Here is a 16,127-nt window from a genome sequence, read left to right on the forward strand (position 1 = left end):
ACGTTAGCCCATCAACAGGCGAATTGATCGTTCCCTTCTATTATACCGATACGCGCAAGCCAACCAACGGCCTATTTTGGGTCAAAAAAAATGGCAAATGGGGGTGTATTGACAAAACGGGTAAGCTGCGCATCCCCCATTTGTACGATGAAGCGACCGGCTTTACCGCTGAAGATAGGTCAGCCGTGGCCATTCATAGTAAGTTCGGCCATATCGACAAGTCGGGCAAGGTGCGCACGCCGTTGACGTATGATTTTGCTTCGTATTATCAGCATGGCCTCTCGATTTATCAGCATGGCCTCTCGATGGTTCGTATGAAGGACAAATATGGCTTTATCGATACGAGTAATCGGTTGATTATTCCACTCATCTACGACGAAGCATTCCCTTTTGACCGTGTAACGACGATTGTTGAGCGCTACTGGCTTCGGTATGAACTCTCCCTGGACGGTCAGGCGCAATTCGTGGGCTTCTCCTTTAAGCTGAAAGCGCTGTTTATTATTGCTGGCCTGCTTATTTTCATTTGGCTCAGCAGTCTAGTAGACGAGTTAAGTAGCAAGTTTAGGGCGAAAGTGCCCAGGCATTAGCCATTCGACAGTAAGTATATTGACGATCTCGATGGGACAGCCCGCGCTGAAGTGTTCACCTAATTCCAATTAACAACGTCTCAGTAATTGCTCCCACCTGAGACAAAGGAGTCTTCATATTTGTGCTTCTTAAAATGGGCATTTGTTGAGAATGCATTCTCTACTTTTCCATTAAGGATTGTCTTAGATGCAGTTGAATCTAGCACATGGCTGATTTATTTAATTCGATAGTGATCGGCTAATCTTTGGCGGGCTATCTATCTACAAGTAATCGCTTGGCTTGTTCCAGCACTTCATCTTGATCCTGGCGAATTCCCTCTACGGTAGGTTGCACTAAGATGTCGGGGAAGATACCAATCCGCTGCGTTTCTCGACCATCTGGATAATATACCCCTACACTACTAAAAGCGGTACGATAACCACCGGGTAATGGCACCCAGGCCATATTGCCATCCGCCCCAGCGGTCGGGCCTCCCACAAACGTGACGTGGGGATGCAGCCTAAAGGACATAGCTGTAAATTCAGCCTGGCTCTGGGTATCCTCGTTAATCAAAACGATGACCTTTCCGGGGTACTGTCTTGGTGGTTTAGAGGGCGAGAGTTCAACCTGGCTTACCTCTTGAAATGTACCCGGAAAACGCTTGTCGGGACCCGTCAGCCGGGCGAACGGTAGTGTTTTATTAACTAAATGGGCACCTACTAGCCCATAGGTATCTTGTGGGTAGTTACGCAAATCGAAGATGATGGCTTTGGCCCCCCAAAGAGCACTTATCACACTATCCACTTGTTTAGCCATCAATTTACCCATGTTCACATAGCCTATCTGGTCAGTCAACCAGCTACTGACCGCATAGCGGCTGCTGATGGGCAGAAACAAATTGGTGCCTAGCTTTCGATAGGGATAGCAAGTTACGAGTACGGTAGTATCCCGTCCAGTCAATTCCAAGGTGAGTGAGGCCTGCTTTTCTAGCCCCGCTCCGATTAGCCCTCTCATATCCCGCAACAAAGCCTGAGGAGTTGAAGCCGATACATAGGGTCGAAGTCGACTAACTCGTGCCTGAATGGTCTCGCCGTCAATATGGCTGATGATGGTGCCTATTTTTAGGAAGGGCGGAAGTAGTAACGAATCCGAGTAAAGGCGAGTAATAACGGCTTTATTGTTGAGCAACTGTACTTCAAAGGGAAGCCAAAGCCGGCCTAGATTACAGCGTAAACAGCGGGCGGGATCTTTGCTGCTCATTACGCCGTGGCTATCCTGAATGGAAGCGGTTAGCTGATACAGAACAAGCTGGTAAGCCGACGGGGTAGTGGCCTGCTCAAACAGGGGAATCAGCTTCGGAAGTACCTCACGCCAGTTGGTATCAAGGGCATATTTGTAGGGGTAGAAATAGTGGATTACATTCCAATAACGGAATAAAGCCAAGAGCCGATAATCGGCATTGGGAAGCGCCATCTGGTCATAAGCTTTCTCGTTTTCGAAGCTTAAAGCCGCTTGAGGCTTCAGAGTTTTTCCATAATAGTTATCGCCTTGGTAGTGATTGTCCCTGAGGTAGCTTAAGCGGTGACGAAGTGGACTGGAGAAGACGAGGGAATCAGTCAGGAAGGACAGGTCAAGGTTAGGCTGGTTTTCGGCTAGTATCTCGGTTTGGGACAAACATTTGCGGCAAGGCTTCAGGGGGCCTAGCTCGTCCAGTAGGGATTGATAGCGTGTCGAAAGCTGTTGAACATCCTGGGCTTGCTGAACGGCAGGCAGTAGTCGAATGAGCTGGCCATCCCAGTCGAGTTTACCTTGGGCTACTGCGGGATGGTAATATTTAAGAAAGCCCCATAGTTTGGCTAGCGAGACGAGCTTTTGGGTCTGGGTCAAAGGCTGAGCGACGGCGGATACTGAAAGAAGGAGTAGCACGAAAAGGTAGCGCATACAACGGGGCTTTAGTGTAGGCACAAACTTATGAATCGTACTTCAGCTATGTTATAACCGAAGGGTTAAACTATGTTAAATGACTCACGACTGGCCTGTGTTAAGTATGGCTTAGATCTTTAGCCACATATTCTCAACATACGCTCCCGCGTGAGACGAAGGGGCGTTCCTGTATCTGCTCCTTAAATGGGGCGTTTAAGAAAACGCTTTTACACTCGATAGGTTGGCTAGTTCGCTTTGCAACGGCATGATGTTAAAGTGGCGCACTTACCCCTGAGAGACCATCAGGTTCGTCGCTTGAAAAGGCTTATTGTTAAAAATCTGTAACAGATGTTAAAATCCTTGCTTCCCAAAGTTGGAAAGTAATACTTGTGCTCAATTATAGAATAACGGGCGCATGAATAAGGCTATACTTTGTCTGCTACTCCTGAGCATATCGCTCAGAACGATTGGTCAAGACGTCATTGATAACCAGTACTCGGTCTTTCGAATCTTGGCGGGCCAGGATACCACCACCTTTATCGTGGTGGGCAACCAAGACGAGCTAAAGAAACGCAAACCGCTACTTATTTTTCGGCAAGGTTCCATGCCCATCCCCTTGTTTGGCCGCTACCAGCGAGGCACTGCCGCCATTATCTTCCCCTTTAAGGTCAAGGACTACCTCAACCAGTATCACATCGTGGCTATTGCTAAACCAGGCGTCGCCTTGATGGCCGATTCGGCGACGATGGCCCGTACGGTCGAAACGCGAGACCCCCGATTTTCCTCCCAAAAATACCTGGATCACAACTACCTTGATTTCTACGTGAATCAAACCAATCAGGTCATTAACTACTTGCTCAAACAACCCTTTATCGACAAAGCGAAAGTGGCCATTTGTGGGGGATCAGAAGGCTATCCAATCGCGATAAAAGTGGCGGCTACAAACCGTAACGTCACACACCTCATTGGGTTCTCCGGTTTGTTAGAGGGCAGATGGCAGGCGCAACTTAGGGAAACGCGTGAGCGGGCAAACCTGGGGGAGTATGATATGGTCCTAAATATCCGGACACGAAACTTTTTTAACTTCGTGTACCATGAACCAATCCCAACAACCAAAACGAAAGTATACCGCCGAGTTTAAGGCCGATGTATTGCGGCTAGTAGCCAATGGTGAACCCATCATGGCTGTAGCCCGTAAGATGGGCATTAGCGATAGCCTAATTCATGCCTGGCGGAAGACCAATGACAAAGGGGAAAAGAAAACCGATCAAAGTCTTCAACAAGAAGTCGATAGCCTACGTAAGCAACTGCGGCAAACCGAGATGGAGCGAGAGATATTAAAAAAAGCTGTTGCCATTTTCAGCCGACAAACCTGACTATGACTTATCAGTTTATTGCGTCGGAAGAAACCAATTTTTCCGTACGACTACTCTGTAAGGTGCTGAATGTCAGTAAGACTGCATATTACTCATATCGTAATGGAACAACCTTCACTCCGTCAGATAGCAATCTAGCCATGACCACAGCCATCGACAAGATTTTCTGGGAAAACTTCAGACGCTATGGTAGCCGTCGTGTGCTGGAATCGTTGAAAGAACAGGGAGTAAAGGTTGGTCGGCATCGGGTACGTCGTTTAATGCAAGAGCAGGACTGGCGGGCCATTCAGCCTCGTAGTTTCGTACCCAAAACGACTAACTCTAATCATGGTTTAACGGCTTGCCCCAACCGCTTAATCGAGTTTGGCAAGCCTACTGCACCTAATCAGGCGTGGGTTGGCGATATTACGTATTTGCCTTTGGCTGATGGACATTGGGCTTATTTAGCCAGTTGGATGGATCTATTTTCTCGTCGGATCGTCGGTTGGTGGGTCGACAAGCACATGAAAGAAAGCCTAGTTGTGCAGGCCTTTGACCAGGCCCTTAAGCAACGTCAACCTAAACCGGGTTTGATCGTCCACTCAGACCGAGGTGGTCAGTATTTCGGTCACCGTTTCCGAAAGCGGCTCGATAAATGGCACTGTAGGCAGAGCATGGTGGAAACGGATAATCCCTACCAAAACGCTCATGCCGAGTCTTTTTGGGGCCGCTTAAAAGCCGAGTTGCTGGAGGATGGCTGTTTTATCAGCCTAGAAGATGCCCGTAATGAGTTGTTTAACTATATTGAAGGGTATTATAACGTCCGTAGGCTGCACTCATCGCTAGGCTATCGTTCACCGATTAACTTTGAAAACCAATATTATCAAACAGTTTCTCTATTAAACTCTCATAAGTAAAGTGTCCGGCTAAACGGGACCACCCCAGTATACCCAACAACAAGCCCAGGAAGCCATCGAAAGTATGTATGCTTACTGGCGTGAGGTGTTAAAAAACCCCACGTCTACGAAGTCAGAAGGCGGGGATACACCGTACGCAACCTATTCATTCTCAACGAGTAAAAACTTGGAGCACTTACTAGGCTTACGTATACCCATCTACATTTGCTATGGTACGGCTGACTTATCATCAAGTCTCAATGATCTGCTACCCATTGAGTTCGCTAGTCGAGGCAAAATGAATTTGACCCTAAAGCCCTATCTGGATTATGATCATACTTTTTTCCAACTTGTGCGTGACGATAAAGGGAAAGTGATTGATAAGGTCTATAAAGGCGACGAGGTAGCCGGAGAATACATGAACTGGCTGAACAAGAAATGATCGATAGGTAAACGCACGACACGATGAAAATGGGTCTATATATCGGGGGGCTACTCTGCTGGTCCACGACCATTGCGCTTAGCCAAACCACGTATGCCAATCAGGATACGGCGTATGTGCACGCGGTGGAGAAAGCCTTCACCTCCCTTAAGCAAGGCAATTGTCGCACTTGTCTACGGGAGTACCAAAAGGCCTTTGCCATTTCTCAAAAGAGCGCCCTGAGTACCTTACGAGCCGCCGTTTGTGCTTACCAATGTGACCAAACAAAGCAAGCCCAAACGTATTTACGTCAAGCAGCCTCAATTGATTTTTGGATCAGTGAGGATGTATGGGAGAACCCAATAGAGGCCCCAGAACTGAATAGTCTGCGGAACAGCCCGTTAGCGAGCGTTTTTCACCAGTACATTGATCAACAAAAGATAGCCGAGGGGCGAAATCCGGCTCTTGAGCGCGAGCTTAAACAGATCTTCGTCGAAGACCAACGGCCTCGGCTACAGATCGACACCATTGGCAAACAGTATGGGTTTAAGTCTGCTCAGGCTCAACCGATCTGGGAGCAAATGCGCCAAGCTGACTCAATCAATCTGTCTAAAATTGAGCGCATCATCAGTCAGTACGGCTACCCAGGGAAAAGCTTAGTGGGTGAGAAACAGAATGAGACGGCTTGGTTAGTGATTCAACATGCCCCGCTAGCGGTTCAAGAAAAATACTTACCTCTTTTGCAACAAGCAGCGGCTAAGGGGCAACTGGCCAAAGCCAGAGTGGCGCTAACCGTAGATCGGATTCGGGTGCGAAACGGTCAGAAGCAGTTGTATGGCTCCCAAGTTCATCTGGATGCGAGTGGTAAAGCGGTCGGCTTTGAGCCCATTGAGGATGAAGTAAATGTAGACCGACGCCGGGCTGAAGTGGGCTTATCTCCATTGGTAACTTACGCGAAACTTTATGGTTTCGCGTATACGCTTCCCATCAACTAGCTAAACAATAAAAAGTCTCACTTCCTATTAGCTACCATACGAAATGTGATAGTCCATAACTGTTTAGTTCTTCTTAGGCAGCGTTGTATTAGGCAGCACTCGGAACAATGAATCTACTGACCAATGCTTTACGGGCTCGCTTTTAGCTTTCAAACTAACTGAAACTTGTTCTTCAGAAGTAAAAGCAACTGGCATAGACCGGTTAGGCATAGGTATTGCATCCCCCTTCCCCTTTCGAGTAGGTATGTCTAATGCATTCCCTTGCCCTTTGAGGATGGGCATATTGTCTATATTCTGATTCTGCAATGAATCGCTTTTTTCCTTCACTGAATTTTGTTGGGCAAAACTTGCTGTTACAACTAGCAAGCATACCAAGGTCACTAATATTTTCATGGTCAGTTGTTTACGCGTTTATATACAGATCCGTCTTTTACTTTTAAGGTTGTTATATAAGTGAAAGTTATGATAACTAACCCCTAATAATACAACTAAAAACAGACAGTGTACACTACCATTGTTCATAAGTGCCGCTGGAACTTCTCCCGGCAACCAATACAGCGGCTAATCCCAGCCGGGCAGTCATCGCGGGGAACTGCGTACAGGGTAGTAGGCGAATCATGAATTCTGGTGTATTATCCTCAACTTCTATTTAATACAACTGATCTCAAATAAGGCTCCTATGCTGAAGCGATAAGTGGCCGCTTGATGATTGGCAGATGTAGTTCTAATAGCCTATCCACTTAAGGCTTATCTTGCTGCCATGAAATCGATTTTTCCCGCCAGCTATTCGACGCTTTCCCCACTCGTCCTGGCGGATTTCCTCACTGAGCGCTATTCACTGGACTCTGTTCACTGCACCTTTCTGGTTCGAGGGGTGGGTGACACCTATTTAGTCGACTCCGCCCAGGGGCGCTTTATTCTTCGGATCTACCGCTCCACTCACCGAAGCCTGTCCCACGTCAAGGCGGAAGTGGCCTTGCTGCTGGCACTCAAGCAAGCAGGCGTATCTGTGTCTTATCCCATTGCGGATCGGATGGGGGAGTCGATTCAACAACTGGACGCAGTGGAAGGATCACGCTGTGCGGTGCTCTTTAGTTATGCCCCCGGCCAGCCAGCGAGATTACTGAGCAACAGCCAGCTTCGCTCGCTGGGTCATGAAATGGCGCGCTTTCACCAAGTGTCATCCACCATCACATTGCCTGGAGAACGCTGGACTTTTGATTTGGATACCACCCTGTTCCAGCCACTGGACCGGTTAAAATCCGCCTTTGGCGCCGATCAGGAAAGTTACCTCTTCTTGCAGCAAGCCGCCCGCCAAGTCGAGACGAAGATAGATCAGGTAGACACATCAGGATTCTTGAGGGGCTATTGCCATTTTGACCTGCTACCTAAAAACATGCATTTTGAGGGGGATTCGGTTACCATTTTTGACTTTGATTTTATGGGCTACGGTTGGTTGGTGAATGATCTGGTTTCGTTTTGGCAATACCTGGCCCTGGAGGTTTATGCTGGGAGGATGACGTCGTCAGCCTTTGAGGAGGCCTACGCTATTTTTCTTGAGAGCTATCAAACCGGCCATCCGATTAGTGAGCAGGAGTTAGCCCTGGTTCCTTACCTGAGTCTAGGCTTTTGGCTTTTTTACATGGGCTTTCACACGACCCATGACCAGTTTTACAGTTATGTCCATGGGGCACAATTGAAGGTCTATACCGGTTTCTTAAGGCATTTGGCGGAAGCTTATTGGGACTAGCCAACTTAAGCAGGATAGGAGTACAGGGTAAAACTGGCTGATCCAGTTAGGCTATTGCTAAATTCTCAAAAAAAGCTCAATTCGTGTTACATGGAATTAGAGCCAATGACGGCAAAGCGACCCAAAATGGTATAATGTAACCGCATTAACACGTCCACCCGGTACGGATATGTACCGATTTTAACATGCCCCGCACCGACCAGCACTTCCTATTACTGAAAATTGAATTGACCAATAACCGATCCGTACAAGCCTCTAACTTCCCTATTCGGTCTGTAAACTGTGAATTGGATTAGCCGTTGCGGCTCGGTGAACTTTCATGCCGATGATCAGCCCGCAGGAAAAAAGAAGAATCACCAGGGTCGCCACGTACGCACTGGGGCCAGCATCGGGGTGGTAGTGGTAGATAAAGCGAAAAATAAACTGGTTGGTAAACCCGTAGCCGAACGCCGAGCCCACCGTAAAGGCAACCAGCAGGATTCGCACAAACTCCCGATTGATTAAGCCTAAAATCTGCCCTACCGATGCACCCAGCACCTTTCGCATTCCGATTTCCTTCCTCCGTCGGTCGATATTGAGGGAGACCAGGGCGAACAGACCCGAGGCTGATAAGAGTAGCGTGACGATAGCCAGAAAGTAGGCCACTGATTGGAAGCCCAGGTTTAGGCGGACTTCCTTCTCAATTAACTCCGACTGTAAAAACCCCTGGTAGGACCGATTGGGTAGCGCCTTGTGCCAGGCCGCTTGTAGCTGTTTGACCACCAGCGGCAAGGCCTGCTCATCGGCCCGAATCACCATGAATTTATACGCGTCAGGTTTAGCTAAGCGCAGTATGCAGGGGGGCACCAGCCCATGTAGGCCATACTCTTTGTAATCGGTCACCACACCGACAATCGTGTAGCTGGCGCTGTCGATTCGGATACGCTGCCCCAGCGGTTGCCGCAGGTGCAGTTGCTGCACAAACGTTTGGTTGACCAGAATGGATGCGTCGGCATCCAAACCGCTTTCGTAAAAATGACGACCCTGCGCCAGACGAATCCCCATGCTGTTCAGGTACGCCTTGCCGCCAACGTGGGCTACCTGCGCCTGCACCTGCTGTTTATCGGTTTGGGCCGTAGCGGTATATGAATTCTCTCCGATTTGCTGACTGGCTCCGGCCAGGCTTTTCACCTGCGGGTGCTGCCCAATGGCTTGCCGTAAGGTGGCATACTCCTGCGCATTACGAACCTCGACAACGGCGACTTCATTGATGGCATAGCCAAAATCGGCCTGCTGCTGATAGGCCGCATTTTGGCTTAGCGTGATCCCCACCACTAAGGCGAAACAGGACAGGCTGAACTGGCTAATCAGCAAAAAGCGGGTGAACCGGTTCGAGGAGCCAAACGTGGTTTTGCCTTTTAGAATCGTTATGGGTTGGAACGAACTGATATAGACGGCGGGATACAGGCCCGAAAACAGGGCCGTACCGACCGGCATCAGGACTAGGAACAACCATAAACCGTAGTTTTGACTAAAGTTGAACGATAGATTAATCCCGGTAACCTGGTTGAAGGCGGGCAGTAACAGACTGACGAAAAGCAGGGCCATGGCCGAAGCCAATAAACAAAGCACCAGGTTCTCGGTCAGGAATTGACGAATCAGTTGGTTCTTAACGCCCCCAATCACTTTGCGAATGCCTATTTCCTTCAATCGACCACTGGCAAAGGCGATGGAGATGTTGGTGAAATTGAAGCAGGTAATGAGCAGGATAAACAGCGACATAACCGCCGGAACAATCACCAGCACGCCCCGTGGGTTCGTCGTCAACTCACTCCCCTGCACGTATCCGGGCATATCCACATCGGAACTGGTCGCTAGCTCCCGGAAGGGTTGCAGGTAGAAGCCCGCCAGGGTCCAGTCCGGATGGCTGCGGTTGTAAATAGCTGCGTAAGGCTTGAGGTTGGTGGCTATGTGGCTGATCGTTTGCTTCTGGTTCACTTCGACAAACGTCGTAATCAAGGTTGACTTGGCCCAGTCAGTTGGGTCAACCCGCCCCGCCTTCAACCCATTCTCGAAGGTGGTCAACAGGTCGAACTGAATACTTGAATTAGCCGCAATTGGTTGGGCCACCGCCCCAACGGTGTAGGTTTTTTCAGTACTGTCCGATTCAGCGACCGTCAGGGTTCGGCCAATAGGCATCTGGTGGGGAAAGTATTTATCGGCCATAGCCTGACTGATAATAACCTGATTTGGCTGGTCAAATTGGGCGAGGCTACCCTGTTTAAGTGGCAGGTTGAAAAAAGCAAAGAGATTTTTGTCAGCATACTGCAATCGTTCGGTAAAGGTGCTCATACCCCGCTTCACCACGACAGTAGTACTATACAGCCGGGCCATTCGCTCCACGCCAGCAACGCTATTCTGAATGGCTTCAGCTAGCGGCATGGGCGAGACGCCCCACGCCTGAGTTCCCTGGTCCGTAACCCGTAGGCTGTTGAGCCGGTAGATAGCGTTAGCCTGGCGATGGGTTTGGTCAAAGCTGGCCCGGTAATTAAAGTGGAGGTAGGCTAGCAGACAGCAGGCAATAGCAAATCCTAGGCCCACTACATTGATGACCACGTATATCTTGTTGCGCCACAGAATTCGGAGGGCAATTTTCAAATAGTTGCGGAACATGATGGTCAGCTAATACGGTAGATAAGGCATTAATAACGGCAATCGGTCAACTATCGTACCACACCCAAAAACCAGCCTGATAAGCTCTAAAGAGCCTATAGCTGACAATGGCTGTACGGTTTCGGACATATTCGACCGAGGTTGTCCGCTTTTAGGGCTACCTATATTGAAAGAGTAAACCTATAACGCTTGGTAAAAGCAGGAAAATGACTTTAGTAAGACCAATATGATAGGATTGTAAATCTATTTTGTCACACTATAAACCACCGTTTACTTGTGAACAGCGTAATAGAGCTGCAATGGTCGTTACTGATCTTTTGCCCTTGTATTCTCACATAAACGCTCCTGCATAAGACGAAGGTTTTATCATCTATCTGCTTCTCAAAATGGGCGTTTAATGACACCGCGAACTATCTGACCCGTCCTGAAAAGCGTTGACCGTTTGTCCGATCCTGAAAATAAGTTGTCAGTTTTTGAGTCAAAAAGTATTGGTTAATCTTAATCCTGATATAGCGTTGTCAAAGTAGTTAAAACGGATTTACTTACCCAAACTGGCCTTGGTCGCGGACAACCCTCGACCGTTTATATACCTTCGGTTTCCAGTGCTTTTTTAGCGGTTGCTCGCTCTGATGAGCCATCACCGGAGTCAGGTAACCACAGCTCATGTGGGGCCGCAGATGGTTATAATTGTAAATACTTTTGTGTACCGCCTTCTCAGCCTCCTCAAAAGTAACGAACACTCGGTTCAGGCGGAAATCCGTCTTTAGAATTCCATTGACCCGTTCAGCGATGGCGTTTTCGTAGGGATCACCTTGCTGAGTCATACTGATCAAAATATTCGCCCCTTTCAACTTGTGAACGTAGTCAAAACTACAGTATTGGCTGCCTCGATCAGAATGATGAATCAGTTCTTCTTCCCTTTCCAAATGGGTTGATAGAGCCATATCTAGGGCCTTTAGACTGCCTTCTGCCGTCAAGAATGGATGAAGGCAGTAACCCACAATCAGCTTTGAATACGCATCCGTTATTAACGATAGATAACCAAATCCCAACCCAATATACAAGTACGTAATATCACTAACCCAAACCTGCCTGGGAGCCGTTATCACCTTATCAATAAGTAGGTTAGGATATCGCTGCAAGCGGTGATTCGAATCGGTTGTCTGGGGTGCCTGTCGACTCTGGCGGATGACCATAGCGTGAGTCTGAAGGATCTTATGCAACTTGTCCCTTCCTAATTTGATGCCACTTTTGGCCAGCGGTTCTGCCAGCAGAAGGTGCAATTTTCGAGTTCCCAAGCCAGGAACGTCTCGCCTGAGCGCTGTTACTAGGTCCAGTACTAACATTGCGTGGCTCACCGATCGCTGAGAGCGTTGTTTTCTAGCGTGAAAAGCTTGTCGGCTCACACCGCTCCGGCGGCCCGGCAAACAGTCGGCAAAGGCTTCCGACACTCACCTTTGCTATTTCGTTCTCACGAAGTTTTATGACCGTTTGGTGCCAGACTTTTTTCTTATCGGCACATTTAAGCGCACGGGCGCCCCCGTCTTTTTCAGCGGTCTCAATCATGGTGTTGAGTGCCAGGATCAGCAGATTAGCTTGCTGTAGAGTCTGTTCTAACTCTTCGTTTCGCTGTTTTAAGGCGGCCATGTCGCGCTTTTGTGCTTGCTTCATGGCGGGTAAAGTTAGCAGGCCGGTCTGCATCTTTTGGCGATAAATTTGTACCCAACTGCGAAGGGTATAGCCACTGTGAATACCTAAATCTTCCATCACCTGGCTCACCTCTTCTCCACCAAAGAGGATACGAAAAACGGCCGTTTCTCGGAGTTGCTCGCTGTACTGAAAGCGGCTGAGCAGGTCGCGAATGTGGTCTTGCATCGTTGTCAATTTTAGGTTAAAATTGACAACCTATATCAGGCTAAGACAATCAGTAAATCTGAAGGTAAAATTTTCCAGTTCAGTCGGGACTAATAAATTAATAGATGAAAATACTTAAACCGTTAAAAAAACTTAATCAACTCCAACTGATTTAGACTGACCGTATCTTCGCAAACAATTAAAACTGTTGTAATCATGGAAAAATATTCTTTGCTGAAAAAGCCAGCTTTTATCCTATTCGTAACGGTGGTTGTTTTAACCTTAAGTCTTGTTGCCGTTTCCTATGTCGAGCGGGGTCACTTATTTTAACCTCCAAATGAAAATGTGTGGGACACGACTTCACCTGACATTATTTCTTAATGCATGTCGGGTGCGATTAATTGCACAATCCCCTTGTACGCTCTAGCTGAAAATAAGGAGTGATTTTAATACCTGTGCCCAAAACTTCGTGCCTGCTGCGATTTGATAGGTAATCGTCAAATTATCTTCGGCTAGGCAAATAACCATGTTTGGTCAATTCTTCCTTTGTTTCAATGGGCAATAGTAACCCATCAACCAAGATATAGTGCCGATTCGTTACCGCCCAAACGTTTTCGTAATAATGGTCGGTTACCAGAATACCTTTGCTAGCTTTTAAAGAACCAATCACCTCTTTAATAACCTGGTGATATAGGGGATCGATCATGGAAAAGGGTTCATCCAGTAATAAGAAAGGGTGGTCCAGATAGGCGACTAAAAGAAACTCTAGGTATTTTAGTTGACCCATGGAGAGTGAACCAATCCGCTGATTTTCAAAGGAGGCTATACCCGGCGAATAAAAGACCCGATTTTGGGCTTCTCCATCAGCAATCACTAAGGGAATGATATCCCTGACTTTGAAACCACCCGGTAAAAAGCTATGCTGAGGCAGATAAGCAATCAGTTTCCTGGCAATCGTGGTGGCTGGGTCGAATGGCACAGTATCCAGATAGAGTGAACTGGCGGTTGCTCTCATGGTTCCAAACAAGATTTTCATCAGGGTAGATTTGCCTGATCCATTTCGGCCAAAAATGCCAACCGTTTCCCCTGTCTGTAGATCGAGCTTATTCAGTTTGAGGATGGCTCGTTTACCAAAACTTTTCTCGAGCTTGTCGATGGCTAAGTGCATATCAGCTCAGTAGAAAGGCTCCTAATACGACCGCTATGCCCACATTCAAGAGCCATGCCTTAAGGATTAGACGCATTCTGGTCAAGCCCAAATTATGATAAAGGTAATATTCATGGCTATGAAAATATTCATAGGCAACCAGACTCAGAATCATCCCCCCCGTGACAAACAACAGAATGCCTTCGGCTGGGCTTTTGACGAAAGTAACTAATAGGGACAGACACAGATTAAACTTGGTCAGGTCGGTGTAGAATTTCCAAAAAGCTCGGGTCATAGTCAATTGCTTATGCTTTGTTGGGCATCCCAATCTACGACCAATCCGTTTAGAAAGGCTCTGGCTGCAAGCTGTTTAAGATTATTTATGATTTCAACAGTGAGTTAACTAACCTCCACTATTATTCTGATAGTCTGATCGACTTGGCTTTTTCATAATTTTAAAAGAGCTGCTATCTCTGGCTCGAAATAATCTCAAAAAATGCTCCTAAGTGAGACGATGTATCTTACGTGTATATGCTTCCAACATGACCACGCCCGCAACGGTGGATCGTGATGCTTCGGGTGTTTAAAGAGGCCCAATCTGATCTTCAAATAGTATTTTACCGTTATCTGAAATAAAGGGAAGCTGATCTCATACTTTTCGATATTTTGTACATTTCATAGTGAGCGTTCAGATAACGCAACCTTTTCGTGAACGATTTCAGGAATCGAAGCTAAACGTTATCTTATCATTGTAAGTCATGATAAGCGTTCATTTGGCCAAGCGCTTAACTAGACGAATTAGCAAAAAAATAAAGTTGTATTATTTAAAGAAGCTCTCCTTTGAGTTTTCAATTTAGGCAACTCTGAAAATAGTACATTTCCAACCAATGACTAGTATCGATTAAGCTGAACATTTTATGTCGAGATAAAGGCTAGGGAAATTGACGGCTAAATTTTATTCAGTAAAAAGCGTTGGCTAACTTGTTAAACAAAACTCGGTTTTGTTTAACTTTTCTTTCAGCTTATCATAACATCGGTGGCTGTTGCAAAAATCGACACGACTGTGGACGAGTTCGTTGAACCGGCAATTTTAAGCTTGATTTAGGGCGTAACGGGTATCCAATTTATGCTTTTCGAGCCCATTCAAGACTTTTGCAACAGCCACCTTAGTTATACAACTACCCTATAGAAAGTTCAATATTTGACCCTTAGCCAATATGAATAGTAAGTAGATTTTAGTTCGATCTAGTCAGGCGAGCATAGTGATAAAAGTTGGGCCCTATCGCTTCAAATAGTTTATACTGTGAGCGATTTACCATATCATCTTCCACATACAGTATGCCTTCTTCGCTGTACCGCCAGGAGGTTGGCTTCCAACGGTAGGCAATTACTTTATACGTAATTTCTACGTACTCTATATTAGTCGTCTTCATCGCCCCTGTGATTTGATAAACCGTTGTACTATCCAGGTGCCGAGGGGCCAATAACGAGTCCAGGGATGAAAACTTATGCATACTTGCTAGCTCATACGATTGGTGGACGCCTTGGGTTGGCTCGCTGCCGAACGTTCGCTTAGCCAAGTTAATGGCTAGCTTATCAATGACTATATACTCGTTCTGAGGTAAATACTTGCTCCGAGGTACAACCATAATATCCCTCGTATTATTGAGCTGATGGACCAGCTGGTGGAGGTGTTGGAACGATTGGCTATGGACGAGTTCTGAGCCATCAATCTCTGGCCCGTCGGTTGACTGAAGGATGAAGAGAAAAAAGAGAAAGGGTATACTAATCAAGCAGAGCAGAGCAATGCCCACTGCTTTCAGAGCGACAACTACTGTTTTCAAAAGGGTATGGTTAAGATAAAGTGCAAAATGACGATCACCTTCGAATTAATCGCATTTTGTACTTATTGAAGGGCGGTTTTATAACTAAAAATATGTAAAGAGATTATTTTATGAAAACAACTTTATCAAATCTAATGGTCAATAGAAGAATTGTTTAACTCAGAGATAGCTTCTTGACCTCCTCGATTAAATAATCAAGTAGTTCTAAGAAAGACAACTTGGCAAAGAGAGAATTGAATCGATGATAATAGACAATTTGTTGACTGCTATTTAATACTCGATTTTTCAACTGGACTAATTGTTCTAGCAACTCTTTCTTATCAAGTTCTTTAACAATTATAGCGATATCTTCTGGCCAAAATGCGAAGGCGTCAATACCACAGCAACCCGCAATGCAATTAGTCTCTAACTTGTTCCAAAGCTGTCCTAACGAACCCTCAACGTCACTGTAATTGCCTATAGCGTCACTTGAATTGCCTAGAAGTTTATCCAATTCTAATACAGAACTGGCGTTATAATCAAATTCAAGCAACTTCATTTCTTTATCAGGTCCTATTGAAACTGTCCGAGACATAAGGGTCTATAAACGCTTTTGTTGTTATATAAGTGCCGTGGCTGTTGCAAAAGTAGATCAGTATAAAACAAAACTGGTCAGGTATTGATAGAGCGATTACCATTCCGCTCTGTTCAACGGGCGTAAAGCGCAGATACTTCTTCAAGTTA

Annotated in this window: 16 protein-coding genes; 7 read left to right on the forward strand and 9 right to left on the reverse strand. The window is 46.6% G+C overall.

All coding sequences use genetic code 11. From position 1 onward, the window contains the following. A partial coding sequence (locus ACFS25_RS27170) for a WG repeat-containing protein (RefSeq protein WP_381507597.1) occupies positions 1–587 on the forward strand: 587 nt, incomplete at its 5' end. A 253-nt stretch (positions 588–840) separates the two neighbouring features. On the opposite strand, the gene ACFS25_RS27175 is transcribed toward ACFS25_RS27170, so the two are convergent. Then, entirely contained in the window at positions 841–2,508 is a 1,668-nt protein-coding gene (locus ACFS25_RS27175) for a S41 family peptidase (protein ID WP_381507600.1), read from the reverse strand. Between the two features lie 397 nt (positions 2,509–2,905). Between ACFS25_RS27175 and ACFS25_RS27180 the strand changes: the two genes are divergently transcribed. The 5 genes from ACFS25_RS27180 (at position 2,906) to ACFS25_RS27200 (ending at position 6,157) form a co-directional block, all read left to right on the forward strand. Beyond that, on the forward strand, positions 2,906–3,631 hold the full coding sequence (locus tag ACFS25_RS27180) for a hypothetical protein (RefSeq protein WP_381507602.1): 726 nt from the start codon (positions 2,906–2,908) through the stop codon (positions 3,629–3,631). Then, positions 3,585–3,866, forward strand: a complete 282-nt coding sequence (locus ACFS25_RS27185) for a transposase (protein WP_381507604.1) — start codon at positions 3,585–3,587, stop codon at positions 3,864–3,866. Before ACFS25_RS27180 ends, ACFS25_RS27185 begins: the two co-directional genes overlap by 47 nt. 2 nt (positions 3,867–3,868) lie before the next feature. Beyond that, positions 3,869–4,762 (forward strand): IS3 family transposase, encoded by an 894-nt coding sequence (locus ACFS25_RS27190; protein WP_381507606.1) that lies wholly within the window; start codon positions 3,869–3,871, stop codon positions 4,760–4,762. Positions 4,763–4,826: 64 nt separating this feature from the next. Beyond that, the gene (locus ACFS25_RS27195) at positions 4,827–5,183 is read left to right on the forward strand and encodes a hypothetical protein (RefSeq protein WP_381507608.1); all 357 of its coding nucleotides are present in this window, start codon (positions 4,827–4,829) and stop codon (positions 5,181–5,183) included. Positions 5,184–5,206: 23 nt separating this feature from the next. Then, positions 5,207–6,157 carry a DUF6624 domain-containing protein gene (locus tag ACFS25_RS27200; RefSeq protein ID WP_381507610.1) on the forward strand — a complete coding sequence of 317 codons (951 nt, stop codon included), beginning with the start codon at positions 5,207–5,209 and terminating at the stop codon, positions 6,155–6,157. A gap of 63 nt (positions 6,158–6,220) precedes the next feature. Here the strand turns inward: ACFS25_RS27200 and ACFS25_RS27205 are convergent, their stop codons facing one another. Beyond that, positions 6,221–6,550, reverse strand: a complete 330-nt coding sequence (locus ACFS25_RS27205; RefSeq protein WP_381507612.1) for a hypothetical protein — start codon at positions 6,548–6,550, stop codon at positions 6,221–6,223. 367 nt (positions 6,551–6,917) lie between these two features. Between ACFS25_RS27205 and ACFS25_RS27210 the strand changes: the two genes are divergently transcribed. After that, positions 6,918–7,907 carry a phosphotransferase enzyme family protein gene (locus ACFS25_RS27210; protein ID WP_381507615.1) on the forward strand — a complete coding sequence of 330 codons (990 nt, stop codon included), beginning with the start codon at positions 6,918–6,920 and terminating at the stop codon, positions 7,905–7,907. A 264-nt stretch (positions 7,908–8,171) separates the two neighbouring features. Here ACFS25_RS27210 and ACFS25_RS27215 read toward each other — a convergent pair whose 3' ends face one another. The 7 genes from ACFS25_RS27215 to ACFS25_RS27245 all read right to left on the reverse strand — a co-directional run bounded on the left by ACFS25_RS27215 (position 8,172) and on the right by ACFS25_RS27245 (position 15,978). Beyond that, the gene (locus ACFS25_RS27215) at positions 8,172–10,559 is read right to left on the reverse strand and encodes an ABC transporter permease (RefSeq protein WP_381507618.1); all 2,388 of its coding nucleotides are present in this window, start codon (positions 10,557–10,559) and stop codon (positions 8,172–8,174) included. A 542-nt stretch (positions 10,560–11,101) separates the two neighbouring features. After that, complete coding sequence (locus tag ACFS25_RS27220) at positions 11,102–12,010, reverse strand: IS3 family transposase (protein ID WP_381507621.1); 909 nt, start codon at positions 12,008–12,010, stop codon at positions 11,102–11,104. Next, complete coding sequence (locus ACFS25_RS27225) at positions 11,940–12,434, reverse strand: transposase (protein ID WP_381507624.1); 495 nt, start codon at positions 12,432–12,434, stop codon at positions 11,940–11,942. The genes ACFS25_RS27220 and ACFS25_RS27225 overlap by 71 nt, the downstream gene beginning before the upstream one ends. A gap of 481 nt (positions 12,435–12,915) precedes the next feature. Then, positions 12,916–13,581, reverse strand: coding sequence for an ATP-binding cassette domain-containing protein (locus ACFS25_RS27230; protein ID WP_381507626.1), 666 nt, complete (start codon positions 13,579–13,581; stop codon positions 12,916–12,918). Between the two features lies 1 nt (position 13,582). After that, positions 13,583–13,855 (reverse strand): hypothetical protein, encoded by a 273-nt coding sequence (locus ACFS25_RS27235; protein ID WP_381507628.1) that lies wholly within the window; start codon positions 13,853–13,855, stop codon positions 13,583–13,585. A 940-nt stretch (positions 13,856–14,795) separates the two neighbouring features. Then, positions 14,796–15,404 (reverse strand): hypothetical protein, encoded by a 609-nt coding sequence (locus tag ACFS25_RS27240; RefSeq protein WP_381507630.1) that lies wholly within the window; start codon positions 15,402–15,404, stop codon positions 14,796–14,798. A gap of 154 nt (positions 15,405–15,558) precedes the next feature. Further along, on the reverse strand, positions 15,559–15,978 hold the full coding sequence (locus ACFS25_RS27245; RefSeq protein WP_381507632.1) for a DUF6331 family protein: 420 nt from the start codon (positions 15,976–15,978) through the stop codon (positions 15,559–15,561). Between the last annotated feature and the right edge of the window lie 149 nt (positions 15,979–16,127).

The organism is Spirosoma flavum (assembly GCF_042686045.1).
Taxonomy (GTDB): domain Bacteria; phylum Bacteroidota; class Bacteroidia; order Cytophagales; family Spirosomataceae; genus Spirosoma; species Spirosoma flavum.

Coding starts and splice junctions, on each gene's coding strand:
- ACFS25_RS27180 (WP_381507602.1), top strand. CDS start 2,906: ATGAATAAGGCTATACTTTGTCTGCTACTCCTGAGCATATCGCTCAGA.
- ACFS25_RS27200 (WP_381507610.1), top strand. CDS start 5,207: ATGAAAATGGGTCTATATATCGGGGGGCTACTCTGCTGGTCCACGACC.
- ACFS25_RS27215 (WP_381507618.1), bottom strand. CDS start 10,559: ATGTTCCGCAACTATTTGAAAATTGCCCTCCGAATTCTGTGGCGCAAC.
- ACFS25_RS27210 (WP_381507615.1), top strand. CDS start 6,918: ATGAAATCGATTTTTCCCGCCAGCTATTCGACGCTTTCCCCACTCGTC.
- ACFS25_RS27205 (WP_381507612.1), bottom strand. CDS start 6,550: ATGAAAATATTAGTGACCTTGGTATGCTTGCTAGTTGTAACAGCAAGT.
- ACFS25_RS27225 (WP_381507624.1), bottom strand. CDS start 12,434: ATGCAAGACCACATTCGCGACCTGCTCAGCCGCTTTCAGTACAGCGAG.
- ACFS25_RS27245 (WP_381507632.1), bottom strand. CDS start 15,978: ATGTCTCGGACAGTTTCAATAGGACCTGATAAAGAAATGAAGTTGCTT.
- ACFS25_RS27235 (WP_381507628.1), bottom strand. CDS start 13,855: ATGACCCGAGCTTTTTGGAAATTCTACACCGACCTGACCAAGTTTAAT.
- ACFS25_RS27195 (WP_381507608.1), top strand. CDS start 4,827: ATGTATGCTTACTGGCGTGAGGTGTTAAAAAACCCCACGTCTACGAAG.
- ACFS25_RS27185 (WP_381507604.1), top strand. CDS start 3,585: ATGAACCAATCCCAACAACCAAAACGAAAGTATACCGCCGAGTTTAAG.
- ACFS25_RS27230 (WP_381507626.1), bottom strand. CDS start 13,581: ATGCACTTAGCCATCGACAAGCTCGAGAAAAGTTTTGGTAAACGAGCC.
- ACFS25_RS27175 (WP_381507600.1), bottom strand. CDS start 2,508: ATGCGCTACCTTTTCGTGCTACTCCTTCTTTCAGTATCCGCCGTCGCT.
- ACFS25_RS27190 (WP_381507606.1), top strand. CDS start 3,869: ATGACTTATCAGTTTATTGCGTCGGAAGAAACCAATTTTTCCGTACGA.